Genomic DNA, 25,819 nt, shown 5'->3' with positions numbered 1-25,819 from the left:
AGAGGGCTCCATCCCCGGAGGTTTCCCCTGTGACAACCGGACAGGAATGGCTGGTTGACGCGAGCGGCTGCGCGCCGGAGCGGCTCAAGGACGCGGCCGCGCTGGCGGCGCTCTTCGAGGAGCTGGTCGTCTTGATGGACCTGAAGGTCGTGGGCCAGCCGCAGTGGCACGTCTTCCCGGAGCCCGGCGGCGTCACCGGCCTGGCGCTCCTGGCTGAAAGCCACCTGACCATCCACACCTTCCCGGAGCACGGCTTCGCCGCGCTCAACGTGTATTGCTGCCGCACCCGCGCGCGGCCGGACTTCGACGCGCTGGCGCAAAAGCACCTGGGCGCCACGTCCTGCCGCGTGCGCGAGCTGTCGAGAGGGGTGGAGGCGTGACGCAGGGGGCGTGTCCGTCGTGTGGCGCGAGCGTGGAGTTCTCCGTCGGGTCCGCGCAGGTGGTCGTCTGCGCCTACTGCCAGACGATGGTGGCGCGCGTGGGCGCGGAGCTGGAGGCCCACGGCAAGGTGTCCCGCGTCGTGGAGACCGACTCCCCGCTGCGCCTGGGGCTGGAGGGCCGCGTCAACGACACCTCGTTTCAAATCGTCGGGCACCTCCAGAAGGACCACGGCGCTGGCCCCTGGGACGAGTGGTACGTGGAGATGTCCGACGGCCGCACCGGCTGGCTCAGCGAGTCCGAGGGCGCCTTCCACCTGCTCTCCGACGCGGGCGTGGAGGAGGGCATCCACCTGGACCGCCTCCATCCCGGTGACCGCCTGCGCCTGCGCAACCGGCCGCTGGTGGTGGAGGAGCGCGGCCACGGGCGCGTCACCGCCGCGGAAGGCCAGCTCCCCAGCGACGTGGATCCGACGGCGGACAGCCACTACGTGGACGCCACCGGCCCGCGCGGCCTCTTCGTCACCCTGGACTTCGGCACGCGCGACCGCGACCCGGAGGTGTTCCTGGGGCAGAAGCTGGAGCTGTCCCAGTTGGGCATCCCCGCGGGGGAGATGCGCCCGCGCGTGCGCAAGGCGCAGCTGCAGCAGGCGCGCTGCACCAACTGCAACGGTCCCCTGGAGCTGCGCGCGCCGGACCAGACGCTGCGCGTGGCGTGCCCGTACTGCGGCGCGCTGATGAGCGTGGCGCAGGGGAAGCTGGCCTTCCTCAAGCTGCTCCAGAAGCCGGAGCTGCCGGCGGCCCTCTCGCTGGGGCAGAAGGGGACGCTCGACGGCGCGGAGTGGATCTGCATCGGCTACCAGGAGCGCTCGTGCGTGGTGGAGGGCACGCGCTACCCGTGGATGGAGTACCTGCTCTACCACCCGGCGCGCGGCTTCACCTGGCTGATGGAGTCCAACGGCCACTGGGTCTTCCTGAAGCCCATGGCGGCCGGTGACGCGAGCGTCGTGCCGCAGGTGTCCGCGTTCTACGAGCGCCGCCGCTACAAGGCCTTCCAGTCCGTCACCGCCGTCACCGACGCGGTGGTGGGCGAGTTCTACTGGAAGGTCTTCCAGGGCGAGACGGCGCGCGCCACGGAGTACGTCGCGCCGCCGTACTCGGTGAACGAGGACGCCACCGACAACGAAGTCACCTACACGCATGGCGAGTACCTCACGCCGGAGCAGGTGCGTGACGCGTTCAAGCTGAAGGAGCCGCTGCCCAGGCCCCGGGGCATCGCGCCCAGCCAGCCCAACACGCGCCGCGCGGCGATGATGAAGACGCTGGCCTGGTCCGCGCTGTGGCTCTTGGGCCTGTTCGCCCTGTCGGCCGTGTTCCATGCGCGGGCGCTCAACGCGCGGGTGCTGGACATGCGGGTGACGCTGCCCCGGGACGCGGCGTCCGGCACGCCCACCGCCATGCACTTCAGCGAGCCCTTCGAGCTTTCGCGCGACGGCAACGTGCGGGCGCAGATCACCATGTCGAAGTCGCTCGACAACGCCTGGGTGGGCGTTCAGGGCGACCTGGTGAACCAGGACACGCAGGACGTCGTCAGCTTCTACGAAGAGGTGAGCTACTACCACGGGCGCGACAGCGACGGCTCCTGGAGCGAGGGCGGCCAGGACGGCAGCGTGTTCCTGTCCTCGCTGCCCAAGGGCAAGTACGTGCTGCGGACGACCACGTCGTTCGACCCGAGCCTGCAGCTCACGGCGACCACGATCGGTCCCATCGTCAGCTACCAGGTGGTGCTCACGCACGACACGCCCAACGAGAGCTGGTTCGTCATCGCGCTGGTGCTGCTCATCATCATCCCGGCGCTGTCGTTCTTCAGCGCCAACAGCTTCGAGACCGAGCGCTGGAAGGAAAGCAACCTATGAGATTCCTGGGCGGACTGGTGCTCGTGGCGTACGCGTGGGCCACCTATACGGGGTGGGCCCCCTTCAGTGACGAGGAGCGCGGGCGGGTGACCGGCGACGTGAAGCGCGGTCCCGGCGGCGTGCTCTTGTGGACCGGTGGATTCATGGGAGGCAAGTGATGCTGTTGCTCGGAGTGGTGGTCACCCTGCAGGGAGTGCTGGCGAGCGTCATCTATTCGCTCATCGGCCTGGCGGTGTTCGTGGCCGGCTTCTACGTCATCCGCCTCATCCTGCCGTACGACGTGCACAAGGAGATTGAAGTCGACCAGAACGTCGCGCTGGGCATCGTCATCGGCTCCTTCATCCTGGGGCTGGCCATCATCATCGCGGCGGCCATCAGCGGCTGAAACACGTGACGCTTTGAACAAGACGCTGCTCTTTCTCACCGTCCTCGTCATCGCGACGTGCGGGCTCATCTACGAGCTCATCGTCGGGACGCTCGCCAGCTACCTGCTGGGGGACAGCATCACCCAGTTCTCCACCGTCATTGGCGGCTACCTCTTCGCCATGGGCATCGGCAGCTACCTGTCGCGCTTCGTGGAGCGCGGGGTGGCCCAGCGCTTCGTGGAGATCGAGCTGGCCGTGGCCCTGCTCGGCGGGCTGTGCGCGCCGATGCTGTTCCTCACCTTCACGCTCACCAGCGTGTTCCCCGTGGTGCTGTACGGCAGCGTGCTGGCCATCGGCACGCTGGTGGGGCTGGAGATTCCCCTCCTGCTGCGCATCCTGCAGGACCAGCTCAAGTTCAAGGACCTGGTCAGCCAGGTGCTGACGTTCGACTACCTGGGCGCGCTCGCCGCCAGCGTGGCCTTCCCGCTGCTGCTGGTGCCCAAGCTGGGCCTGGTGCGCACGTCGCTCCTCTTCGGCCTCCTGAACGCGGGCGTGGGGCTGTGGAGCACGTGGCTGCTCGCGCCCGTGCTGGCGAACCCCGTGCGCCTGCGCGTCAAGGCGGTGGTGCTGTGTGCGGGGCTGCTGGTGTGCTTCGCGCTGGGGGACCGGCTCACCACGTTCTACGAGGACCAGCTCTACGCGGACGAGGTCGTCCACGCCACGAGCTCCCCCTACCAGCGCATCATCGTCACGCGCGGCAAGCGGGGGTTCTCGCTGTTCCTCAACGGCAACCTCCAGTTCGCCAGCATCGACGAGTACCGCTACCACGAGTCGCTGGTGCACCCGGCCATGGTGCGCGCGCGGAAGGTGGAGCACGTGCTGATTCTGGGCGGCGGGGACGGGCTCGCGGCGCGCGAGGTGCTGAAGTATCCGGAGGTGAAGTCCATCACGCTGGTGGACCTGGACCCCGCCATCACGGGGCTCGCCACGGGCTACAAGGAGCTGGCGGCGCTCAACCACCACTCCATGACGCACCCGAAGATGCGCGTCATCAACACGGACGCGATGCAGTTCCTGGCGGAAGGCACGAACAACTGGGACGTGGTGGTGGTGGACTTCCCGGACCCCAACAACTTCGCGCTGGGGAAGCTGTACACGACGGGCTTCTACAAGATTTTGAAGAAGCGCCTGGCGCCGGGCGGGGTGGCGGTCATCCAGAGCACCAGCCCCCTGTTCGCGCGGCGCTCGTTCTGGTGCGTGGAGACCACGCTCAAGGCGGCGGGCTTCTGGACGCAGCCTTACCACGCGCTGGTGCCGTCCTTCGGGGAGTGGGGCTACGTGCTGGTGGCGCAGGAGGCGGCCGGCCGTCAGCGCCCGCTGCCGGAGGGGCTGGCGTTCCTGGACGAGGACACGCTGGAGGGGCTCACGCGCTTCTCGCCGGACATGGCGCCGCTGCCCGCGGAGGTGAACCGGCTGAACAACCAGGTGCTGGTGCACTACTACGAAGAGGAGTGGCGCCGGTGGAACTGACGCGGCGCGAGCTGGTGGCCGCGTTCCTGGGCGCCTCCGTGGCGAGCGCCTGTACGCGGTCCCAGGCTCCTCGCGCGCCGGTGCCGGGCGCCATCGTGGACCGGGCGGTGGACACCGGTCACAAGTTGCGCACGGGGCCGCTGCCGCGCGCGCAGGCCTTCGAGCCGGTGGACGTGCTGATTGTCGGCGCGGGCGCGGCCGGGCTGTCCGCCGCGTGGCGCCTCACCGCCGCGGGCGTGAAGGACGTGCGCGTGGTGGAGCTGGAGGCGGAGGCCGGGGGCACGTCGCGCTCCGGCCGCAACGGCGTGTCCGCGTTCCCGTGGGGCGCGCACTACCTGCCGTCCCCGCTGGAGGACCGCGGGCCGGTGATGCGCCTCTTGCGCGAGATGGACGCCGTCACCGGCGTGGACGCGGAAGGGCACCCGTCCTTCGCGGAGGAGCTGCTCATCCAGGAGCCCGACGAGCGCGTCTTCTACAAGGGCCACTGGTACGAGGGGCTGTACCTGCGCGCGGGCGCGAGCCCCGGGGACCTGGCGGAGCTGGAGCGCTTCGACGCGCGGATGAACGCCTTCGCCGCCGCGCGCGACGCGAAGGGGCGCAAGGCCTTCGCGGTGCCCGGCGCGCTCTCCAGCGACGACGCGGAGTGGACCGCGCTGGACCGGGTGAGCATGGCGGCGTGGATGGAGGCGGAGGGCTTCCGCTCGCCCCGGCTCAAGTGGTTCGTGGACTACGCGTGCCGCGACGACTACGGCACCACGTCCGAGCACGTCTCCGCCTGGGCGGGCATCTGGTACTTCGCCGCCCGGCAGAATGGGAAGGGTGAGCGCAGCGACGGCTTCCTGTCCTGGCCCGAGGGCAACGGCCGGCTGGTGAAGCAGCTGGCGTCGTCGCTGGGCCCGCGCCAGTTGGAGACGCAGGTGCTGGTGCACACGGTGGAGCCGGGCGAGGACGGTTGCCGCGTGCACGCGCTGGACGCGCGCACCGGGGCGCCCCGCGCCTTCCAGGCCCGGCAGGTGGTGCTGGCGTGCCCGCGCTTCGTCGCCGCGCACGTGGTGGCGCCGTGGCGCGAGGCTCGGCCCGCGTGGCTGGATGCCTTCGTCTACAGCCCGTGGGTGGTGGCGAACCTGACGGTGTCCGCGCCGCCGGCGTCGCGCGGCTTCCCGCTGGCCTGGGACAACGTCTTCTACGAGAGCCAGAGCCTGGGCTACGTGGTGGCCACGCACCAGACGCTGCGCCAGGACGAGCGCGGGCCCACGGTGCTCACCTGGTACCTGCCCATGGCCGGCGCGGACGTGAAGGCGGAGCGCAATAAGGCCCTCTTGGCGACGTACGGGGACTGGGAGGCGCTGGTGATGGCGGACCTGCTGCCGGCGCATCCCGGGGTGGGCGCGCTCGCGCAGCGGCTGGAGGTGCAGCGCTGGGGCCACGCCATGGTGCGCCCCCAACCGGGCTTCCTCTGGGGGGACGCGCGCCGCGCCGCGCAACAGAGCCTGGGACGGCACCTGCACTTCGCGCACACGGACCTGGGCGGCATGGCCCTCTTCGAGGAGGCCAACTGGTTCGGCGTCCAGGCCGCGGAGCGGGCCCTGGCGGGAATGGGGCGTACGAGCGCCAGTTGGTTGTAGCCACCGGAAGCGGGAGGGAAGGGCACATGAAGGACAGTCGCTTCAGCCGCGCGGAGTTCCTCGCACTCACCAGCCTGCTCGCGGGCTTCACGCTGTTCCCGAAGCGCGGCGAGGCGGCCGCCGACGGGGGCACGCCGTCCCTGCGCACCGTGAAGTCGCCCGGGCTCGTGGGAGTCCCCGCGTCGGACGCGGGCGTCGCGGGGCCCAAGGGGGCCGCACCGGCGATGTCTCCCGCCGAGTACGAGAAGCTGCGGGAGTCCTGCACCGCGTCCCTGCCGGTGCGCTCCAGCTCCGACGACGGCGCGGAGTACGCGCGCATCGGCGAGTGGATGCAGCGCCAGAAGTTGTCCAGCGACGTCTACGGCAACGGCGACTTCGTGCAGGCCTTCGAGAAGAAGGTCGCGGACCTGCTGGGCTTCGAGGACGCGTGCTTCATGCCCACGGGCACCATGGCGCAGCTCATCGCGCTGCGCATCTACGCGGACGCGAGCAACGTGCGCACCGTGGGCGTGCACCCGTCGTCGCACCACGTGCTGCACGAGGACGACGCGTACTCCGTGCTGCACCAGCTGCGCGCCGTGTACCTGGGACCGTGGACGCGGCCGCTGCTGGCGGAGGACGTGGCCAACGCCCGCGACGTGCTGGGAAGCGTCAGCGTGGAGCTGCCGGTGCGCTGGCTGGGCGGGCAGCTCCAGACGTGGGAGCAGCTCCAGGAGCTCAAGCGCACCTGCCGCGACCGGAAGGTGAAGCTGCACATGGACGGCGCGCGGCTGTGGGAGAGCCAGCCCTTCTACGGCCGCTCCTACGCGGACATCTGCAAGGGCTTCGACTCCGTCTACGTGTCCTTCTACAAGATGGTGGGCGGCATCGGCGGCGCCATGCTGGTGGGCAGCCGCGACTTCATCAAGGAGGCGCGCGTGTGGCGCCACCGGCACGGCGGCAACCTGTACCACCTGGCTCCCCTGGTGGCCTCCGCCGCCATGCGCTTCGACGCGGCGCTCGCGGCCATCCCCGGCTACGTGAAGCGCGCGAAGGCGCTCACCACGCTCATCGCGGCGGACTCGCGCGTCACCGTGCTGCCGCAGCCGGTGCAGACGAACATGTTCCACGTGTTCCTGCGGGGCTCACCCCAGGCGTACAACCGCCAGCGCGACCGCATCGCGCGCGAGGACCGCGTCTGGGTGGCGGGGGGCTTCGGACAGACGCGCGTGCCTGGCGTCGTGTCCACGGAGCTGCAGGTCAGCGAGGGGCTCCAGGGCATCAGCGACGCCGACGCCGCCCGGGCCTTCCTGCGCCTGCTGGAGGCGGCCTGAAGCAGGGCCGCCTGGCTCGCGCCGGGTGTCAATGTCAGACACCCGGCGAGTGAAACACAGCAGGGCCGTCAGGCCGCCTTCTTGATGCTGTACTGCGGCTCCTGCTGCTGCTCCTTCAGGAAGAACTCGCAGTCCAGCAGCATCGCGATGCGGCCCTTGTCGTCGTGGAACGCGATGGGGCCGTGCGCGGTGAAGTGGATGAGCGACTCCTCCAGCGCCGTGGTGGCGGGGTGCTCGGCGCCCACCGGCTCGAACTCGTAGTCACCCGGGCGCGTGGTGCCGTAGCGGTCCTGCGTCGAGCCGGAGAGGATGAAGATCTCCGCCGCCGCCAGGTGCTTGTGCGGCGCGAAGACAGCGCCCTTCTCCATCTTCAGGATGGCGCTCCACACGCCCGTCTCCGCGCTCACGCGCAGCAAGCGGTAGGAGGTTCCTGGACCGAGCGGCTTCCACTCGAGGTCCGCGGTGTGCACCAGGCCATTCATCATCGCCGTTCCGGACATGACAGCCTCCTCGCTTGGGCCCTGCGTCTGTGTGGCGTTATCCATGATAACGCTCAATACGAATATCCTTGCAAATTAGTCACACGTGTCGGGTTGTTGTCTTTGACGCATGACTTTGTTTCAGGAAGATTCCACGGGGGCTGTCATGCGGGCCGCTGCCGGTCGCATTTTCTGACGAGACAGCACGCTCCGGTATGCGGGGACCCCCGTGGAAAACCGCAGCGCCGGGCGTCACGCCTTCGCGTCATAGGCGCGGCGCGCGGCCTCCACCTGCTCGCGGCGTGCGAGCGCCCACTGCGCCAACGCGTTGAGCGGCACCAGCACGTCGCGGCCCATCTCCGTGAGCGCGTAGTCCACGCGCGGTGGGATGGTGGGGGTGACGGTGCGGGTGAGGTAGCCGTCGCGCTCCAGTCCGCGCAGCGTGGCCGTGAGCATCTTCTGCGACACGGTGCCGATGGACCGGCGCAGCTCGCTGAAGCGCAGTGGCTGGTCCGCCAGCATCACGATGACCAGCACCGACCACTTGTCGCCGACGCGGCCGAGCACGTCCCCGACGGAGCGGCAGACCTCCGAGGGGAGGTCGAGGTGACCGAGTTTCATGAAGGTGCCTTCTTGAAGTGCGCCGAAGTTACCAACATATACCCACTCTCCTTTTGATACCTACTCCCCCGGGAGCAGGACGAGGCGGGTTGGACCATGCGCGAGGACTCGAAGGCCGAAACGGTACTGGTGACCGGGGGCTCTGGCTACCTGGGAGGTTGGACGGTGGTGGCCCTGCTGCGGAAGGGCTACCGGGTCCGGACCACGGTGCGGAGCCTGGCGCGGGAGGGGACGCTGCGGGCGGGCATCTCCCGGCAGGTGGACCCCGGAGACCGGCTCTCCGTCTTCGCCGCGAACCTGCTGGCGGACGAGGGCTGGGACCGGGCGGCGGACGGGGCGGACTTCATCCTGCACACGGCGTCCCCCATGGGGGTGGGCGAGTTCAAGGGCCAGGACCTCATCCGCCCCGCGCGCGAGGGCACGCTGCGGGTGCTGAGGGCGGGCGCGAAGGCGGGCGTGAAGCGGGTGGTGATGACGTCCACGCTGATGGCCGCGCTTCCGTCCGGGCCTCCTGGCGACGGGGCCCCGCCCACGGATGAAACCGTGTGGACGGACCTCACCCGGAAGGGCGTGAATCACTACGCGCATTCCAAGACGCTGGCGGAGCAGGACGCGTGGGCCTTCGTGAAACAGCAGGGCGGCGCGATGACGCTGAGCACGGTGCTGCCCTCCCTCATCCAGGGGCCGGTGATGGGGAAGGACATCTCCGGGTCACTGGATTTGCTGGCGCGGATGCTGCGCGGGCAGATGTCCCGGCTGCCCAGGCTGGGCTTCGCGATGGTGGACGTGCGCGACCTGGTGGACCTGCACCTGAAGGTCATGACCGCGCCGGAGGCCGCGGGGCAGCGCTTCGCCGCGACGAGCGACTTCCTGTGGCTCTCCGACGTCGCCCACCTGCTGCGCGAGCACCTGGGCGCGCGTGCCGCGAAGGTGTCCACGCGGACGGTGCCGGACTTCCTGGTGCGCCTGGGTGCCCTGTTCGACCCGGAGCTTCGCCAGTTCGTGGGCGACCTGGGCGTGCGGCGCGAGTTCAGCACCGCCAAGGCCGAGCGGCTGCTGGGCTGGCGTGCACGTCCCGCGGCGGAGGCGGTGCTCGCCAGCGCGGAGGGGCTGGTGCGCGAAGGGCTGGTGTGAGGGCCCGGAAGCCATGCGCGGCGCGGGCGGGCTGGTAGGCTCGCGGTCCCGATGCCCCGTCTCCTCGCTCCCACGCAGGCCTGGCTGTTCGGCCGTGGCGTGGACCTCACCGTGTTCGCCGGCAGCGCGCTCGCGTCGGTGGCCTTCGTGCTGGCCGCGCCGTGGCTGGGGGCGGTGGGGGACACGCCCGCGTGGGCGTGGCTGCTGTTCGTGGTGGGCGTGGACGTGGCGCATGTCTGGTCCACGCTGTTCCGCACGTACCTGGACGGCGAGGAGGTGTCGCGCCGCGCGGGCCTCTACGTGGGCGCGCCGCTCGCGGCGTACGCGGTGGGCGTCTTCGCGTACCTGGTGTCTCCGGGCGTGTTCTGGAGCCTGTTCGCGTACGTGGCGCTGTTCCACTTCATCCGCCAGCAGTACGGCTGGGTGGCGCTCTACGACCGCAAGGCGCGCGCGTCCTCCTTCGAGCGGCGCCTGGACGCGGCCGCCGTCTACGCCGCCACGCTGGGGCCCGTCATCTGGTGGCACGCGAACCTGCCGCGCGCCTTCTGGTGGTTCGTGGAGAACGACTTCCTCGCCGGGCTCCCCGCGTGGGCGGGCACCGTGGCGCTGGGCGCGCACGCGGCGGTGCTCTGCCTGTGGGCGGGCTTCCAGTCCTTCCGCATCGCGCGGGGCGACGGCGTGCAGGCCGGCAAGGTGCTGCTGGTGGTGGCCACGTGGGTGGCGTGGTTCGGCGGCATCGTGCTCGCGCGGGACGACTTCGCCTTCACGGTGATGAACGTGGTGCTGCACGGCGTGCCGTACTTCGCGCTGCTGTTCCGCTACGCGCGCGGCCGCCACGCGGAAGGGGGCTTCGGCGGACTGGGGGGGCTCCTGCGCGCGGGGCTGCCCGGCTTCCTGCTGTTCCTCGGCGTGCTGGCGCTGCTGGAGGAGGGCCTGTGGGACGTGCTCGTGTGGCACGACCGCCCGGTGTTGTTCGGCGACACGGGACCTGTCCTGGAGGCCGATGTGCTGGCGCTCGTGGTGCCGTTGCTTGCACTGCCGCAGGCCACGCACTACGTGCTGGACGCCTTCATCTGGAAGGCCGGCAAGGAGCCCGCGCTGCTGGTCCGGCTCGGCTGGTCACGGGCGGCCCAGGGGCCGGTAAACGTCCGCCCGGCACAGGAGGTGGTAGCCATTTCCGCAGGGGGTGAATAGAGCTAGTGGGTCTATGGCTCGACTCCTGCTCGTCTCGAACCGTCTTCCCGTCACCGTCAAGGCGGAGAAGGATTCCGTCTCCGTGGTGCGGAGCGCTGGAGGGCTGGCCACCGGGCTCAGCCGCCCGCATGAGCGCTCCGGAGGCCTGTGGATCGGCTGGCCCGGAGATGTCTCCCGGCTGACGGACGCCCAGCGCACGCAGGTGGAGCAGCAGCTGTCGGACCTGCGCTGCGTGCCGCTGTACCTGTCCGCCAGCGAGGTCAGCCGCTTCTACGAGGGCTACTCCAACCGGGTGCTCTGGCCGCTGTGCCACTACATGCTGGACCGCGTCCCCCGGCAGGACCGGGACTGGGACGCCTACCGCAAGGCGAACGAGCGCTTCGCCGACCTGGCCGCGAAGCACTACCAGCCGGGCGACACCATCTGGGTGCATGACTACCAGCTCATGCTGGTGCCCGGCATGTTGCGCAAGCGCCTGCCGCAGGCGCGCATCGGCTACTTCCACCACATCCCGTTCCCGTCGTCGGAAATCTTCAGCACGCTGCCCCGGCGCGTGGAGCTGCTCGAGGGGCTGCTGGGCGCGGACCTCATCGGCTTCCACGCGGTGAGCTACGTGCGGCACTTCTCCGGCACGCTGCTCCGGCACCTGGGGCTGGACACGGACATCGACCGCGTCCTCTTTCAGGGGCGCGAGGTGCGCGTGGGCGCCTTCCCCATGGGCATCGACGCGGCCGCCTTCGAGTCGCTGGCGCAGGAGCCCGCGGTGCTGGACGAGGTGAAGACGCTGCACGGGCGCGCTCAAGGGGAGCGGCTGCTCGTGGGCATCGACCGGCTGGACTACACCAAGGGCATTCCCCGGCGCCTGCTGGCGGTGCAGCGCGTGCTGGAGCGCGACCCGTCCCTGCGCGGGCGCCTGCGCTTCATCCAGGTGGCCGTCCCCAGCCGCACGCAGGTGCAGGCCTATGCCGAGTACCGCGAGACGGTGGACGAGCTGGTGGGCCGCATCAACGGCCTCTACGGCACCGTGCACAGCACGCCCGTGCACTACCTCTACCGCTCGCTCAACGAGAAGCAGTTGGTGAGCCTCTACCGGGGCGCGGACGTGATGCTGGTGACGCCCGTGCGCGACGGCATGAACCTGGTGGCCAAGGAGTTCTGCGCGGCCCGCCCGGACGAGGACGGCGTGCTCGTGCTCAGCGAGTTCGCGGGCGCGGCGGCGGAGATGCGCGACGCGCTGCAGGTGAACCCCTACGACGTGGAGGACATGGCGGACGCCATCGAGCAGGCGCTCAAGATGCCCCAGGCCGAGCGTCAGGAGCGCATGCGCTCTCTGCGCGCGGGCGTGAAGTCACGCGACGTGCACTGGTGGGTGAGCAGCTTCCTGGACCGGCTCCAGGGGCTGCCCTCCCAGGCGGAGAAGCCGCCGCTGCCGGACGGCATGGCCGCCCTGGACAAGCTGAAGGGGCCGGGGCGCAAGGTGCTGTTCCTGGACTACGACGGCACGCTCGTGGGCTTCGCTCCCACGCCGGAGATGGCCGCGCCGGACGCGGAGCTGATAACGCTCTTGAAGGAGCTGTGCGCCCGTCCGGACGTGTCCGTGCACATCGTGAGCGGCCGCCCGCGTGAGACGCTGGAGGCGTGGTTCGGAGAGCTGCCCCTGGGGCTGCACGCGGAGCACGGCCTGTGGTCGCGCATGCGCCGGGGCCAGCCGTGGCAGGCGCTGCCGGGCGCGTCCTTCGAGTGGAAGTCCAAGGTGAAGCCCGTGCTGGACGCGTTCGCGGCGCGGGTGACGGGCTCGTTCGTGGAGGAGAAGACGGCGTCGCTCGCGTGGCACTACCGCAAGGTGGACGCGGAGTTCGGCGCGCTCCAGGCGCGCGAGTTGCGCCTGCTGCTCTTCGAGCAGTTCTCCCAGGAGCCCATGCACATCCTGCCCGGGGACCGGGTGGTGGAGGTGCGGCCCAAGGGTGTCCACAAGGGCCGCGTCGTGCCGGAGGTGCTGAAGCAGGAGGGGCCGGACGTGCGGGTGATGGCCCTGGGCGACGACGTCACCGACGAGGACCTGTTCGCGGCGGTGCCGCAGGGGGGGGGCATCACCGTGCACGCGGGCAACAAGCACACGCGCGCGGGCTACCGCGTGGAGGGGCCGCCGGAGGTGCGGCGGCTGCTCAAGGCGCTGCTCGGGAAGTAGCCCGCCGCGCCACGTCCCGGGTGGGCTTCAGAGGTTGAAGCCCACGTTGCCCACGGAGATGCTGGGTCCGAAGATGAAGGACCACTTGCTGGAGGGCACCACGGTGTCGGTGTTGGGGTCGCCGCTGGTGCGCCGGGTGATGTCGCCCCGGAACTCGCGGGCAATCCACGCCTGCGCGCCCACCGCCGCGCCCGGACCGATGGGCACGCGCAACCCCAGCCCCATGACGACCGCGAGCGTGGGCGGGAACTGGATGTCGCCGGACTGCGGCACCAGGCCCAGGCCCATCAGGCCCATCTCGATGCCCAGCAGGCGCTCCTGGCCCTCGTTGTTGAGCAGCGCCAGACGCGACAGCACGCCGAAGTTGATGGCCAGCTGTCCCGAGGGCTGCGTCGCGCGGTAGAGGCCCGCGGGGATGGTGGCCATGGTGTAGAGGCGGAACATGCCGCCGCGCACGATGGCGGTCCACTGCGCGGACGGCAGGCCCGTGCGGTCCACCGTGGAGAGCGCGTAGCGGGATTCATCCGCGACGTGCGACACCTGCACGAGGATGCGGTCGTACTGGCCCAGGTTGCCCTGCACGGGGATGACGCGCACCTCGCCCTTGGGGCGCAGGAACAGGCGCTGGTCCACGCTGCTCTCGCCGCGCACGGAGCCGTCCGACTTCGTGACGGTGATGCGCAGGGTGATCTCCTGGTTGCCCTCCTCCGGCGTGAGGCGCTCGCGGTGGATGATGACGCGGCAGGTGTTGCGCATGGCGTAGTCCACCCGGTGCGGGCGGCTGGGGGAGAGCTTCTCGTCGTTGCCCTCCTTGTCCGCGCAGAGGAACTCCACCAGGTTCTCCACGTTGGTGGGCACGCTGGCCTCGCGCACCGCGCGCTGCACGCGCTCGCTGGTGAGGAACAGGTCGGACGTGGCCAGCTCCGCCGGCAGCGTGGGCAGCCGGTAGCCGAAGCGCAGCGACACGAAGCCGCCCGCGGTGGCCTCGCCCTGGATGAGCGTGGCGGACTCGCGCGTCGTCACGGTGTACGCGCCGCCCAGCGGGCGCAGCACGAAGCGGCCCAGGCCGCCGTTGGACGCCACCGTCACCTCCGCCGGGCGGTTGGTGGGCACGAAGTCGATGGTGCCGTGGCCGGGCAGCTCCAGCGTCGCGCGAGGGTCCGGCACGGGCCGCGTCTCCGCCGTCTCCGACGCCACCACCGTGCCGTCCACGCGGGAGGTGATGGCGGTGACGGTGACCTGCGGCTCGTTGGTGCCGCTGGTGCGCAACAGCACGTAGGTGCCGTCCTGCGCCTTCACCACGCGCTCCACGCGCACGCGCGCCCCGTTCACCGTCCACAGCAGGCCGCGCGGGTCGTGCGCGCAGGCCGCGTCCAGGCGCATCACCAGCCCGGAGTCCTCCGCGTCGCGCAGCACCGTGCCCTCCACGGCGGACAGCGGGCACGCGAGCACGGGCAGCGTCTCCGCCACGGACGTCTCCAGCGCGTCGCCCTTCGCGAAGAACACGCGCGGCACCAGCCGCAGGCGCAAGCTCACCGTGGGGTTCAGGCCCGGCACGTTGCGGATGGACACGGCGCCCTCGGCCACCTCGCACCGCGCGGTGCCGCAGTCCACGGAGGCGATGGCCTCCGAGTGCGTCACCGCCGCGTAGCCGGGGCCCTTGGACAGGTCCACGCCGGAGGACTGCACCAGGGGCCGCGTGAGCACGGTGCGGCCGGGGCGCAGGCGGAAGTACTCGTCGTCCAGGAAGCGCCCGTTGGCGTCGTACGTCGTCACGTCCGCGCCCCGGCGGCCGTACGCGGGCACCCACGACAGCGTCGCGTCCGTGGGCAGGCCGGGCGTCAGCGGGACGGCGCACTCGGAGGGGCCGTTGGGCTCCAGGCAGACGTCCTGGCCGTCCAGCGTCGTCGTCTTGGGGTCCGCGCCCCGGGGCGTCCCGGACCAGGCGATGGCCACGTTCTTCAGGCCGGTGCCCTTGAGCTCCAGCCGCCCGTCATCCGGGTAGAAGGTCGTGGAAGCGCTGTCGATGCGCGGGAAGGGCGCGGTGGCCACCACCACCACGGTGTCGGTGGCCGTGGCGCAGCCGGCTTCATCCGCGGCGACCTTCAGCTCCAGCGTGCGGCTGGCTTCCTCCGCGCGGGTGGGCGGCTTGAGGGTGCGGCCCTCCAGCACCCAGCCGCCGCGCACGGGGCCGCACAGCACGCCCTTGGGGATGACCTCCACCGCCCGGCCGCCTTCGGGGAGCTGGACGACGGGAGCGGCGGTGGCGGCCCCCGCCACCAGCAGGCAGCCAAGGACGAGCGCGCGTGCACGGTGCATGCACCTGCTTAAGCACGGAGGGCCGCGTCCGGGTCAAGCCCTCCGTGCGAAGCGGCGTCCATCAGGCGCCGCGAGTGTCCGCGATTACCGCGAAGCCGTCTTCTGCCCCGGACCCTGGAGCAGGATGCGGCGGCCGAAGGCGCGGTCCACGCGGCCCAGGAACTCACGGAACTGGGGGTACTCGTCCGCCTTGATGCGGGCGACGGAGAGGGCCACCTCGCCGTCGGCGACGAGCGCGCCGTTCTCCACGCGGTAGCTCAGCTTCACGTGGCCGAACTTCGTGGTCTCCTCCACCGCCTGCGGCATCTCCGCGACGGTGTAGCCGCCGGGCAGCGTGTAGCGCAGCTTGAAGGTGTTCACCCAGGGGCTCTGCATCACCAGGTCGAAGCGGCGCTCGGCGAGCGACGCGTACGCCTGCTGGTAGGTGCGCCCCGTGCCGAAGGGCAGGAAGCGCAGGCTGCCGCCGGGCAGCACCTCCGCGTAGCGCGGGATGCCCATGTTGAAGTCCAGCGTCACGTCGTCATCCAGGCGGGTGGTGTCGCTGAGCTTCACCTCGCGCACGGTGAGGCCGGGGAAGCTCTGCGCCCACGCGCGCTCGAAGGTGGACTTGCGCGTGGACTCCGGGCGGTAGGCGCGGCGGTAGTCCGGCGCGGACTGGCCGGACACGCTGCTGACACCCTTCACGTCCGCGCCGCCGTCCGGACGCAGCGCCACGTCCATGGCCAGCGTCGTCTTGTTGTCGTCCGCCTTCGCCTCCGGCGTGGTGAGGAAGTTGCTGGTGCCGTTGGGGTCCACCACCAGCACGTTGGCGACGCGGTCCGCGCTCGGGAGCTCCTTGGCGCCGTGGAACTCCGCGGTGCCGTCCAGGTACAGGTCGAACTTCGGCACGTACGCGATGGCGTGGTTGAAGGCCGCCAGCGACGCGGGCTCCGCGTCCAGCGCGCCCAGGTTGCGCATGCGCAGGAGCACCAGCTTGCTGTCCACGCCCGCCACCTTCAGCATGGAGTGGATGAGGCTCGCCTTGTCCTTGCAGTCACCGAAGCGGCGCGCGAGCACGCGGTCCACGCGATACGGCTTGAAGCCGTGGATGCCGAACTCCAGCGCCACGTAGCGGGTGTTGGTGACGACGAACGAGTAGATGGCGCGCACGACGGCGAGCTGGTCCTTGCGGTCCACGCCGGTGAGCACCTGATCCACGGTGGTCTTCAGCTCCGCGTTGGGCTGGAGCTGGTCCCGCACCAGGCCCCACCAGTAGTGGCCCACCTGGTCCCACGTCTTGTACGTGGAGATGTGCAGGTTCTGCGCGACCTCCGCCCAGCCCGGCATGCCCGGCTCCGGCACCACCTTGGAGACGTGCTTCGCGCCGAAGCGGTACACGGTGCGGCCGGACTCCGGGGCCTCCTGCTGCTGCTCCACGCCGGCCAGGCGGCTCTTGTTCCAGTACAGCGGCCGCTCCTTGGGCATGTCCACGACGTACTGGAAGCGGACCTTCGGATAGGTGCCCTGCACGCTCTCCACGTCGCCCCAGTAGTCCGACAGCAGGTTGTCCTGCGCGGTGTCGTCCAGGCGGTAGGTGAGCTCCAGCGTGTCACCGGCGGCCAGCGACGGGAACGACAGGATGCGCGCGCGGGCGTCGTAGTACATGCCCGTCCAGGGCTCGTTGATGTTGCGGTCCGCGTCGCCGTAGCTGTCCACCACGGAGCCGTCCGGCTTCGTCACGCGGGCGCGCAGCACGCGCACCTCCTGGCGGTCCGGCGAGTACGTCACCGGCACGCTGCGGAACGCGTCCACGCCGCGCTGGTTGAACACGCGCACCACCATCTGCTGCATGCGGCTGGACAGGCCGCTCTTCTGCACGCGCACGTAGGTGTTGTCGACGAGGTAGAGGGCGTCCTCGTTCATGTAGCCCTCGGCCTCCTTGGACAGCGGCTTCGCGTCCACGAGGTACTGGGTGCCCGCGCTCTCGGACTCGCCCTTGAGCGTGCGCAGCGCCTCCTTGAGGCCGGGGTTCTGCGGGCGCAGCTGGAGCGAGCGCTCGAAGGCGGCCAGGGCGGGCTCGCGCTGACCGGCGGCGAGCAGCGCGCGGCCCTCGCGCTCGTAGACCTCCGGCTCGTCCGGGGAGAGGGCCTTGGCCTCGGTGAAGAGGGCGGTGGCCTCCTCCACGGCGCCGTTGGCGGCCTTCAGCTCCGCCAGCCGCACGCGGCTGCCGTTGTCGAAGGGGTTCAGGTCGGTGAGCTTGGCGTACTCGCGCTCGGCGGCGTCCACCTTGCCCGCGTCCGCGAGCATGGAGGCCAGCTGGCGGCGGGTGTTGGTGTCGTCGTAGCGCAGCGCCAGCACCACGCGCATGCGGTCCATGGCCTCCTGGTCGCGGCCCAGCTGACGGGACGCGGCGGCGGCCACGCGCACCACGCGGGGCACGCGCGGCTGCTGACGGAAGGCCTCCTCCACCAGCGCGTGCGCCCGGGCGCGCTCGCCCAGGCCTTCCGCCGCGCGGGCGAGCAGCAGGCGCGCGCCCGGCACGTTGCGGCCGTCCTCGTTCTCCAGGATGGGGGCGAGCAGCGGCTGCACGCGCTCCGGGTGGCCGCGGTCCATCTCGTGGTCCGCCAGCGCCAGGCGCGCGGGGGCGTAGGTGGGGTCCGCCTTCACGGCGGCCTCCAGGAAGCGGCGGCGCTCGTTGAGGTCGTCCGTCTGGGTGTTGGCGGCCAGGACCTGCAACCGCGCGTCGCCAGGCGCGTTCTGTGCCGCGAGCGCGGCCTCGGCGCTGGCGGTGTGCTCGCGCTCGTCATAGGCGCGGAAGAAGGCCAGCACCTGGGCGTAGTCACCGCGCAGTTGCGCGTCGTCCGGGTTCTTCTCCACCAGCGCGCGCAGGGAGGACGTCAGCGTGGGCAGCGGCTGCGGCGCGGGCGCGGGCATGCGGTCCAGGGCGGGGGCCTTGGCGGGCAGCGAGGCGCGGGCGGAGGCCGTCTCCGAGCGCAGGTAGAAGCCCAGCGGGCCGGACTCCTGGCACACCTTCACCAGCACGCGGTTGAGACCCTTCTTGAGCTTCACCGACACGCGCGTCTGGTCCGGGCGCGGCAGGTTGTAGCGGTCCTCCTTGGACGCGAGCTGCCCGTTCACCCACAGGCGGTAGCCGCCGGAGGTGCCCAGGCCCAGCGCCACGCGCGTGTCCTGCGGCACCTCCAGCCAGGTGAGCGCGTACGCCACGGACTCCTTGTTGGGGCGCACCGCGGTGGCCAGGTCCACGTAGCCGTCCGCGGACGTGACGGACAGCTTGCGCCAGGTGGCCTCGTGGCCCTTCGCGCCGGGGTAGCGCGCGGTGAGGTCCAGGTTGGCGGCCTCCGGACCGAAGTCCGTGTCGCAGCCGGCCTTGCCCTCGTTCTCGAAGCCGCCGACGACGTAGTAGTCGTTGACGAAGCCCAGCCACTGGCGGACCTCGTTGGCGCGCACCATCCGGCCGCGCGAGCGCTCCGCGTCCATGAGGAGGATTTGAGCGGTGGTGCGCGTGTTCACGTCCGACGTGCGGCGGGAGGCAATCTGCTGGTAGGTGCTCACCAGCGGGGTGAGGTCCTCCACGTCATCCACCAGCGCGTGCATGCGCAGGAGGGCGGCACCGCCGCGCGGCGAGTTGGCGGCCTTGACGGCCTCGGCCGCGTACTCGCGGGCCCGGTCGTCCGCGTTCGGCTTCGCGAGCCCCAGCACGGGGCAGGTGAGCACGACAAGTGCGGCCAGCGATGTGAAACGCGACATCCGTTCTCCTCGAAGTTCGACGGCGCCCGGGGGCAGGCAGGGGGCGATGACGCCAGTGAACAGGCGGACCCGTCACGGCCTTCCCCTGCATGCGGCCCCGGACGGCGGGCAGGCAACCAATTCGCGTCCCACTCTATGCCGGACCGGTGTGGGGCGGGGTGTGCCCGTGGAGGCAACGGCGGAAAAACGCACAGGGCCGGCGCGGGCGCTGGATGCCCGTGCCGGCCCCGGTGTGGGTGCCCCGTCTCTCAGGGGACGGACGTCAGTGGAGCTTGCCGTAGAGCGCGTTGACGAGGCTGCCGTCGTCGCCGCTCAGTTCCCAGAACATCGCGCCGCCCAGGCCCTTGGCCAGGATGTAGTCCGACTTGGCGTTCATGCTCTGCACGTCGTCGTAGGCCACCCACACCTTCGTCGTGGGGCTGTAGACGTAGGCCTGCTTGCTCTCCGGGTGGAAGAACTTCGAGTAGCCGGAGCCCGCGCGCTCGTAGTTGGCCTTGAGGTCCTTGTAGTCGAACACGCCGGTGAGCCCGGACTGGCCGTCATCCCACGTGCCCTTGGTGGGGACGCCGGACTGGAACAGGCCGTTGTTCACGTTGGGCACGTTGCCCCAGCCGCGGCCGTAGAAGGGCACGCCCAGGACAATCTTGGACGCGGGCACGCCCAGCTGGAGCATCTTGGAGATGGAGCCGTCGGTGTAGAAGCCGTCGTTGGCGCCCGGGTCGCCCGTCACGCGGTTGAGCGCGGAGTGGAAGTTGACCGTGCTCTCGAAGGCGCCGTGGTAGTCGTAGGACATCACGTTGATCCAATCGAGGATGCCGGCCAGCTTCACGGTCTCCTGCTTGTTGGCGAGCAGGTCCGGTGACGCGCCCGACGCGATGGTGAGCAGGTAGGGCTGGCCCGTCTGCGCCGTCACGGCGGCCAGCTGGGTGCGGAACTCCTGCATGAGCAGCGTGTAGTTCACCTTGTCCGCGGGGCTGCTGATGTTGTCCGGCAGGCCGCCGCCGGTGGGGTACTCCCAGTCCACGTCGATGCCGTCGAACACGCCCACGCCGTTGGCCGGGGTGACGCCGGGGAACTGGCCCTTCACGTACAGGTCCACGCAGGACTTCACGAACGCGGTGCGCGACGCGGCGGTGGCGGCCACCTGCGAGAAGTACTTGGACCAGGACCAGCCGCCAATGGAGATGAGCAGCTTGAGGTTCGGGTTCGTCTTCTTCAGCTCCTTGAACGCGCGGAAGTTGCCGCGCAGCGCGCCGGGGTCCCACTCGCCGGGGTAGCCGAAGCCCTTGTCGATGTCCGCGAACGGGTCGCCGAGGATGCACTTGCCGTCCGGGGAGATGTTGGAGAAGGCGTAGTTGATGTGCGTGAGCTTCGACGCCGGGACGTTGGACACCTGGTAGTTGCGGCCGTAGATGCCCCACGCGGTGAAGTACCCGACGATGCGCTTGCCACCCGGAGGCGGAGGCGTCGTGGGCAGCTCCACCACGACGCTGACGGTCTTCGAGCCCACGTTGCCGGCCGCGTCGTACGCGTTCACGGTGTACGTGTACGTGCCGTTCTGCGCGGACGAGGAGATGGTCCGGGTGAACGACGTCGCGGTGGCGACGAGCGTGCCGTTCTCCAGGATCTCCACCTTCGTCACGCCCACGTTGTCGGTGGCGCTCGAGGAGATGGTGAAGGAGCCGGCGGCGGTGATGCGCGACGCGCTGGCGCTGGCGGTGACGACGGGGGCGGTGACGTCGCCGTTGGAGGGGATGGCGACGGTGACGGTGACCGTCTTCGAGCCCACGTTGCCCGCGGCGTCGTAGGCCTTCACGGTGTACGTGTACGTGCCGTTCTGCCCGGAGCCGGAGAACCCGCGCGTATAGGACGACGCGGTGGCGACGAGCGTGCCGTTCTCGAGAATCTCGATCTTCGTCACGCCCGTGTCGTCGGTGGCGCTGCCGGAGACGGTGATGGAGCCCGCGGCGGTGACGCTGGTCTTGCTGCTCGACGCGGAGACGACGGGGGCGGTGGTGTCGCCGCCGCCCGTGACGGGGCCCAGGTCCAGCCACAGCGACGCCACGGCCGGAGGCGTCCAGTCCGCCTGGGACGTGTGGGCCTGACGGCATTGATAGACGCGGCCTTCATAGGTGACGCGCGTGCCCACGGAGTACGCGACACCCACGGCCCACGCGGCGTCCAGCGGCGCCTTCATCACGCTGCCAGGGCCCTCGGCTTCGGGCGCGAAGGACTCCTGACCACAACCGGCGACGGTCAGCGCGGACGCCACCAGGCCCACCATCCACTTGCTACGACGCATTCGTGTTCTCCTCGCCTGCGGTACACGCGGAAGGAGTCACGTCCCCATTTTTCCGGGTTAATGGCTGGCGTTGGATTTTGTCTGTCCGCCCACCCATGTGCTGTGGACGGAAAGGTCCGGCTTCAGCAGCACGAGGTCCGCGCGCTGTCCCGGAGCGATGCGGCCGCGGTGGCCGTGCAGTCCGATGAACGTGGCGGGGTGGAGCGAGGCCATGCGCAGCGCGTCCTCCAGGGGCACGCCGAGCGAGTGGACGCAGTGGCGCACCGCCGCCGTGAGGTCGATGTCCGCGCCCGCGAGCGTGCCGTCCTCGGTCTCCAGCCGGCCGTGGCGGCGCAGGATGGTGCGTCCCTGGAGGGTGAAGGACGTGACGGGCGTGCCGACGGGCGGCATGGCGTCCGTGACGAGGAACACCTTGCCCGGAGGTTTGACCTTGAGGAGCAGGCGCAGGTTGTCCGCGTGCACGTGCACGCCGTCCGCGATGACGCCGCACCACGCGTCGTCCTGGGTGAGCGCGGCGACGACGGGGCCGGGCTGACGGTTCATCACCGGCGGCATGGCGTTGAACAGGTGGGTGAAGCCGCGCACGCCCGCGTGCAGGGCCTGGGTGGTGCGCTCGCTGGTGGCGGCGGTGTGGCCCGCGCTGAGCACCACGCCGGAGGTGGCGAGGCGGCGCAGGGTGGCGTCATCCACGCACTCGGGCGCGAGCGTCATCAGCACGCGGCCACCGTGCGCGGCGAAGCGGCGGGGCAGGGCGGTGAGGTAGTCCAGGTCGCGAGGGTCGGGCGTGCGGATGAACGACGGCACGTGGACGCCCGCGCGCTCGCGGCTGATGAAGGGGCCTTCCAGGTGGATGCCGAGCACGCCGCTGTCCGGGCGCGAAGTCGCGGTGAGCGCGGCCTCGCAGGCGTCGCGCATGCGGGCGGCGTCGTCGGTGATGAAGGTGGGCAGCAGGCCCGTGGTGCCGCACGCGCGCATGGCGGAGGCGATGGCGAGCGCGGCCTCCACGGTGGGCGTGTCGTTGAAGAGCACTCCGCCCGCGCCGTTGACCTGCACGTCCACGAAGCCGGGAGCCAGCAGCGTGTCACCGGGCAGCGTGTGCACGGCGGCGTTGAGAGGGATTGCGGAGGCGGGGACGACGGCGTGGACGGAGTCGCCTTCAAGGACGACAGCGTGACCTTCGAGGACCTGGTCCCCGGTGAAGACGCGAGCGCCCTGAAGGACGGTGGTCATCACACGGTCTCCGTGACCTTGCGCAGGTGCGCGGGCGCGTCCGGGTCCAGTCCGCGTGCCGTCGCGAGCTGGTGCACCGCGAAGTAGAAGCTCTGCACCTGGCAGAGCGGCGCGAGCGCCGCGGGCAGGTCCGGCAGCGTGGGCAGGGAGTGCGCGCCGGGGACGGGCAGGGCGGTGTGGACGCTCGCGCCCAGCTCGACCATGCGCTGCACGACGTCGCGCGTGCCCTGCGCGGCGTTGTCCTCCTGGCCCAGCGCGAGCACGGGGAAGCCCGGCCGCACGAGCCCGAGCGGACCGTGAAGGACCTCCGCCGTGCTGAACGCCTCCGCGTGCATGCGGCAGGTCTCCTTGAGCTTGAGGGCCATCTCCAGCGCGGCGCCCAGGCCGCTGCCCCGGCCGACGACGTAGAGGCTGGTGGCCTCCTGGAGCGTCGCGAGCGCCGACCACCAGTCCAGCTTCCCCGCGGCCTCCAGCGCGTCCGGGAGCCGCCGGGCCGCGTCGTGCAGCTCCGAGGCGTCCGACCAGTGCGCGACGAGCTGGAGGAAGGCGAGGCCGGAGAGCAGATAGGACTTGGTGGCGGCGACGCTGTGCTCGGGACCGGCGGACAGCGGGATGCGCACGTCGCACAGCGCGCTCAGCGGCGAGGACTCGTCGTTGACGAAGCCCAGCACGACGGCGCCCCCCGCGCGCGCGGCCTCGGTCATGCGCAGCAGGTCGGGGCTCTGGCCGGACTGGGACACGGCGATGAAGAGCGCGTCGCGCAGGTCCAGCGAGCGCGTGTTGTAGACGGAGGCGACGCTGGGGCCCATGGACGCCACGGCGCGGCCCAGCGTGGTTTCAATCAGATACTTGCCGTAGACGGCCGCATGGTCGGAGCTGCCGCGCGCGCAGGTGACGACGAAGCGGGGAGGCGTGCGCCGCAGGCGAGCCCCCAGGTAGGCGAAGGTGTCGCGGCAGCGCTCGAGCTGGCGGCGGGCGGCGGCCGGAGCCTCGGCGGCCTCGCGCGCGAGGGCGGGAAGCGAAGGGTTCATCTGGGTGGGGTCCACGCGCAGGGGATAACAGCCTCCGGGGGTGGACGGGTGGAGGAAGGTGGGGGGCGTGATGCGCCCGACATCCGGCGCGCGGCGGGGACGTCATGACGTCAGGCAGGACCTGGAGCGGGCAGGCGCGGGAGTCTTGACGGCAGGGGAGGGGCAGAGGAGAGAGGACGTCATGCTGAAGACCGCCCTGGGCCGTTTCCGCGCCGTCGCCTTCTGGGAAGGCCTGTCCTTCCTGGTGCTGCTGCTCATCGCCATGCCGCTGAAGTACGTGCTGCACATGCCGCTGGGCGTGCGCGTGGTGGGCATGGCGCACGGCCTGCTGTTCATGGCGTACCTCTACACGCTGATGATGGCGGCCATCGAATACCGCTGGGACGTGAAGCGGATCGCCGTGGCCTTCGTGGCCTCGCTCGTGCCGGGCGGGACGTTCTGGCTGGACGCGCAGCTGCGGGGCGAAGAGGCGCTGAGCGCGCCTACTCCCCGGCCATGACGATGGCGATGCTGGCGAAGACGAAGCCGTTCAGGATGATCCCCGCCACCGCGGGCGCGAACACCCGGGCAGGCCGGTAGCGCTTGTGGCGGAGGAGCGCCACGAGCCCCATGACGAACCCGGAGCCGAAGAGCAGCACCAGGACGTAACCCAGGGGCCGTGAGCCGAGCAGCGCGGGATCCGCGAGCCGCTGGATCAGCACCGCGATGACGTAGAGCCACCAGCTGCCATGCGCCAGCAGCCTGCCCCCGCGCGCCCGCTTGTGCTCCTCTGGCGTCAGCATCGTGAGCTTCCTCTCTCCGCGCAGCATAGACACTGCGCGGAAGTCTCTTGGCGTGTTGCTTGCTCAGGGCCTGCGCGGGGGCGATTGACCATGGGACCTACCCGACGCAGGCTCAAGGTCATGGGACGTCATACCGACAAGGTTGGAGACGCCTTCCCCCGGGCGCCTTCGCAGGAAGAGTGGGACCGGATGGGGCAGGAGGAGCGGGACCGGGTGGTGGCCACACTGCCGGGTGAGGTGACGTACGAAGAAATGGCGATGCCCGAGGGGGATCGCCACTCCAAGCCGAAGCGGAGCGTGGTGGATGTCCTTGAAGGGTTCTTCACGCGCCGTGGCCGCAAGGTGTACGTGGGCTCGGAGTTGCCCGTGTATTACCCAGCGGAGCGGCGCTTCGCGCCTGACCTGTTGGTTGTCCTGGACGCGGAGTCTCATTCCCGAGACAAGTGGGTGGTCAGCCACGAGGGGCACGGGCTCGATTGGGTGATGGAAGTGCATGTTGGCGGCGACAGGAAGAAAGACGCCGAGTTCAACGTGAGCCGCTATGCCCGGTTGGGAATTCCCGAGTACTTCATCTTTGACGGTGGACGGCTCACGCTGGAGGGCTACCACCTGGCGACACGTGATGCGCGTGTCTACTCGCGCATGGAGCCGCGGCAAGGCCGTTACGTCTCCGCGGTGCTGGGACTTGAGCTTCAGGTCGAAGGGGAGCACCTGCGTTTCTGGGCAGACGACGCTCCGCTGTTGGAGTTGAGAGAACTCTTCAGCAGGCTGGAAGACCAGGCGATGGGGCTTCAACGACGCGCGGAAGACGCTGAGAGGCGTCTGGCGGAGGAGGCACGGCGTCGCGAGGAATTGGAGACGCGTCTCGCGAGGGAAGCGCAGCGTCGCGAGCTGGAGGCACAGAGCCGCGAGGAATTGGAGCGTCGGCTCGCGGAAGTCCAGGCCGAGCTCGCCCGGCTCAAGTGAGGGTGAACGCCCTCGCCAATGTGAGCACCTCCACCCGTGTGGCCCCTGCGTCTCGTAGCGCGATGCCCGCGGCCCGCGCGGTGGAGCCCGTGGTGAACACGTCGTCCAGGAGCAACACCTCCTGCCCCTTCACCTCCCGCGACGCCACGAACGCTCCGGCCACGTTGCCCGCGCGCTCCGCCTCACTCAGCCCCACCTGCCGTCGCGTCTCCCGCGTGCGCGTCAGCCAGCCTCCCGGCGCCGTCCGCCCCGTGGCCTTCGCCAGCTCACTCGCGAGCAGGTGCGCCTGGTCGTACTGCCGCTTCCGGAAGCGCCTCGCATGCAGCGGCAACGCCACCACGCAGCCGGGCGCGGTCCTGAGGAACCGGCGTGCTTCGTCCGCGAGCAGCGCTCCCAGCGGCGCCGCGAGGTCCGGCTGGTCCTCGTACTTGAACCGGTGGATGGCCCTCGCCACCGGCCCCTCGTGCGCGAACGGCGCCCAGGCCCGGCTGAACGGTGGCGGCACCGTCCGGCAGCGGGGACAGGTGCTCCCGGGAAACGCACCGGGCTCCGCGCACGTCCGGCAACACACCGGCGGCAGCCGCTCCAGCGCCGTGTCACACGTCTCGCAGAACACCGCGCCCATGCCCGGCAGCACCTTCGCGCAGGCCAGACACATGGGCGGATAAAGCAAATCCAGCAGGGCCTTCCACATCACCGG

At 70.6% G+C, this 25,819-nt stretch carries 21 protein-coding genes; 12 read left to right on the top strand and 9 right to left on the bottom strand.

Translation table 11 applies throughout. The features are described 5' to 3' along the window. The first annotated feature begins 29 nt into the window (after positions 1–29). Genes speD through JYK02_RS16250 form a run of 7 tightly spaced genes read left to right on the top strand, consistent with a single transcriptional unit; the run spans position 30 to position 7,126 of the window. A complete protein-coding gene (gene speD / locus JYK02_RS16280; RefSeq protein WP_207052111.1) occupies positions 30–380 on the top strand; it encodes an adenosylmethionine decarboxylase in 351 nt (116 codons plus the stop codon). Further along, positions 377–2,293, top strand: a complete 1,917-nt coding sequence (locus JYK02_RS16275; RefSeq protein ID WP_207052109.1) for a DUF4178 domain-containing protein — start codon at positions 377–379, stop codon at positions 2,291–2,293. Before speD ends, JYK02_RS16275 begins: the two co-directional genes overlap by 4 nt. Then, entirely contained in the window at positions 2,290–2,451 is a 162-nt protein-coding gene (locus JYK02_RS16270; RefSeq protein WP_164933141.1) for a hypothetical protein, read from the top strand. The genes JYK02_RS16275 and JYK02_RS16270 overlap by 4 nt, the downstream gene beginning before the upstream one ends. Next, complete coding sequence (locus tag JYK02_RS16265; RefSeq protein WP_120556026.1) at positions 2,451–2,678, top strand: DUF350 domain-containing protein; 228 nt, start codon at positions 2,451–2,453, stop codon at positions 2,676–2,678. The genes JYK02_RS16270 and JYK02_RS16265 overlap by 1 nt, the downstream gene beginning before the upstream one ends. A 13-nt stretch (positions 2,679–2,691) precedes the next feature. Next, positions 2,692–4,188: a polyamine aminopropyltransferase gene (locus JYK02_RS16260; protein ID WP_207052107.1), complete on the top strand. Its 1,497-nt coding sequence runs from the start codon at positions 2,692–2,694 to the stop codon at positions 4,186–4,188. Next, a complete protein-coding gene (locus JYK02_RS16255; protein WP_207052105.1) occupies positions 4,179–5,813 on the top strand; it encodes an FAD-dependent oxidoreductase in 1,635 nt (544 codons plus the stop codon). Before JYK02_RS16260 ends, JYK02_RS16255 begins: the two co-directional genes overlap by 10 nt. A 26-nt stretch (positions 5,814–5,839) precedes the next feature. Further along, the gene (locus JYK02_RS16250) at positions 5,840–7,126 is read left to right on the top strand and encodes a threonine aldolase family protein (protein ID WP_207052103.1); all 1,287 of its coding nucleotides are present in this window, start codon (positions 5,840–5,842) and stop codon (positions 7,124–7,126) included. Positions 7,127–7,194: 68 nt separating this feature from the next. Here the strand turns inward: JYK02_RS16250 and JYK02_RS16245 are convergent, their stop codons facing one another. Continuing rightward, on the bottom strand, positions 7,195–7,626 hold the full coding sequence (locus JYK02_RS16245) for a cupin domain-containing protein (RefSeq protein WP_207052102.1): 432 nt from the start codon (positions 7,624–7,626) through the stop codon (positions 7,195–7,197). Positions 7,627–7,857: 231 nt separating this feature from the next. Continuing rightward, on the bottom strand, positions 7,858–8,226 hold the full coding sequence (locus tag JYK02_RS16240) for a winged helix-turn-helix transcriptional regulator (protein WP_207052100.1): 369 nt from the start codon (positions 8,224–8,226) through the stop codon (positions 7,858–7,860). A gap of 96 nt (positions 8,227–8,322) precedes the next feature. On the opposite strand from JYK02_RS16240, the gene JYK02_RS16235 reads away from it, so the two are divergent. From JYK02_RS16235 to JYK02_RS16225, 3 genes are read left to right on the top strand one after another with little or no spacing between them, the layout of a single operon-like run. After that, positions 8,323–9,360, top strand: coding sequence for an NAD-dependent epimerase/dehydratase family protein (locus JYK02_RS16235; protein ID WP_207052098.1), 1,038 nt, complete (start codon positions 8,323–8,325; stop codon positions 9,358–9,360). 51 nt (positions 9,361–9,411) lie between these two features. Beyond that, positions 9,412–10,554: a hypothetical protein gene (locus tag JYK02_RS16230; protein ID WP_207052096.1), complete on the top strand. Its 1,143-nt coding sequence runs from the start codon at positions 9,412–9,414 to the stop codon at positions 10,552–10,554. A gap of 13 nt (positions 10,555–10,567) precedes the next feature. Continuing rightward, positions 10,568–12,742 (top strand): bifunctional alpha,alpha-trehalose-phosphate synthase (UDP-forming)/trehalose-phosphatase, encoded by a 2,175-nt coding sequence (locus JYK02_RS16225; protein ID WP_207052094.1) that lies wholly within the window; start codon positions 10,568–10,570, stop codon positions 12,740–12,742. 27 nt (positions 12,743–12,769) lie between these two features. Here JYK02_RS16225 and JYK02_RS16220 read toward each other — a convergent pair whose 3' ends face one another. From JYK02_RS16220 to JYK02_RS16200, 5 genes are all read right to left on the bottom strand, one after another. Then, a complete protein-coding gene (locus JYK02_RS16220; RefSeq protein ID WP_207052091.1) occupies positions 12,770–15,061 on the bottom strand; it encodes a hypothetical protein in 2,292 nt (763 codons plus the stop codon). 84 nt (positions 15,062–15,145) lie between these two features. Beyond that, positions 15,146–18,808: a DUF3857 domain-containing protein gene (locus tag JYK02_RS16215; protein ID WP_207052090.1), complete on the bottom strand. Its 3,663-nt coding sequence runs from the start codon at positions 18,806–18,808 to the stop codon at positions 15,146–15,148. Between the two features lie 262 nt (positions 18,809–19,070). Then, complete coding sequence (locus JYK02_RS16210) at positions 19,071–21,110, bottom strand: glycosyl hydrolase family 18 protein (RefSeq protein WP_207052088.1); 2,040 nt, start codon at positions 21,108–21,110, stop codon at positions 19,071–19,073. A 57-nt stretch (positions 21,111–21,167) separates the two neighbouring features. Further along, positions 21,168–22,340, bottom strand: a complete 1,173-nt coding sequence (gene nagA / locus JYK02_RS16205) for an N-acetylglucosamine-6-phosphate deacetylase (RefSeq protein WP_207052086.1) — start codon at positions 22,338–22,340, stop codon at positions 21,168–21,170. Beyond that, positions 22,340–23,371, bottom strand: a complete 1,032-nt coding sequence (locus JYK02_RS16200) for an SIS domain-containing protein (protein WP_207052084.1) — start codon at positions 23,369–23,371, stop codon at positions 22,340–22,342. The genes nagA and JYK02_RS16200 overlap by 1 nt, the downstream gene beginning before the upstream one ends. Before the next feature lie 181 nt (positions 23,372–23,552). Between JYK02_RS16200 and JYK02_RS16195 the strand changes: the two genes are divergently transcribed. Further along, positions 23,553–23,870 (top strand): DUF3817 domain-containing protein, encoded by a 318-nt coding sequence (locus JYK02_RS16195; protein ID WP_207052082.1) that lies wholly within the window; start codon positions 23,553–23,555, stop codon positions 23,868–23,870. Here the strand turns inward: JYK02_RS16195 and JYK02_RS16190 are convergent. Continuing rightward, positions 23,854–24,153: a hypothetical protein gene (locus JYK02_RS16190; RefSeq protein ID WP_207052080.1), complete on the bottom strand. Its 300-nt coding sequence runs from the start codon at positions 24,151–24,153 to the stop codon at positions 23,854–23,856. The two genes, JYK02_RS16195 and JYK02_RS16190, sit on opposite strands and share 17 nt — an antisense overlap. 120 nt (positions 24,154–24,273) lie before the next feature. Between JYK02_RS16190 and JYK02_RS16185 the strand changes: the two genes are divergently transcribed. Further along, positions 24,274–25,119, top strand: coding sequence for a Uma2 family endonuclease (locus JYK02_RS16185; protein WP_207052078.1), 846 nt, complete (start codon positions 24,274–24,276; stop codon positions 25,117–25,119). Here JYK02_RS16185 and JYK02_RS16180 read toward each other — a convergent pair. Then, on the bottom strand, positions 25,112–25,813 hold the full coding sequence (locus JYK02_RS16180; RefSeq protein ID WP_207052077.1) for a ComF family protein: 702 nt from the start codon (positions 25,811–25,813) through the stop codon (positions 25,112–25,114). The genes JYK02_RS16185 and JYK02_RS16180 overlap by 8 nt on opposite strands. Between the last annotated feature and the right edge of the window lie 6 nt (positions 25,814–25,819).

The organism is Corallococcus macrosporus, from assembly GCF_017302985.1.
GTDB classification, from domain to species: Bacteria; Myxococcota; Myxococcia; order Myxococcales; family Myxococcaceae; genus Corallococcus; species Corallococcus macrosporus_A.
This window is presented reverse-complemented; position numbering and strand designations above follow the sequence as displayed.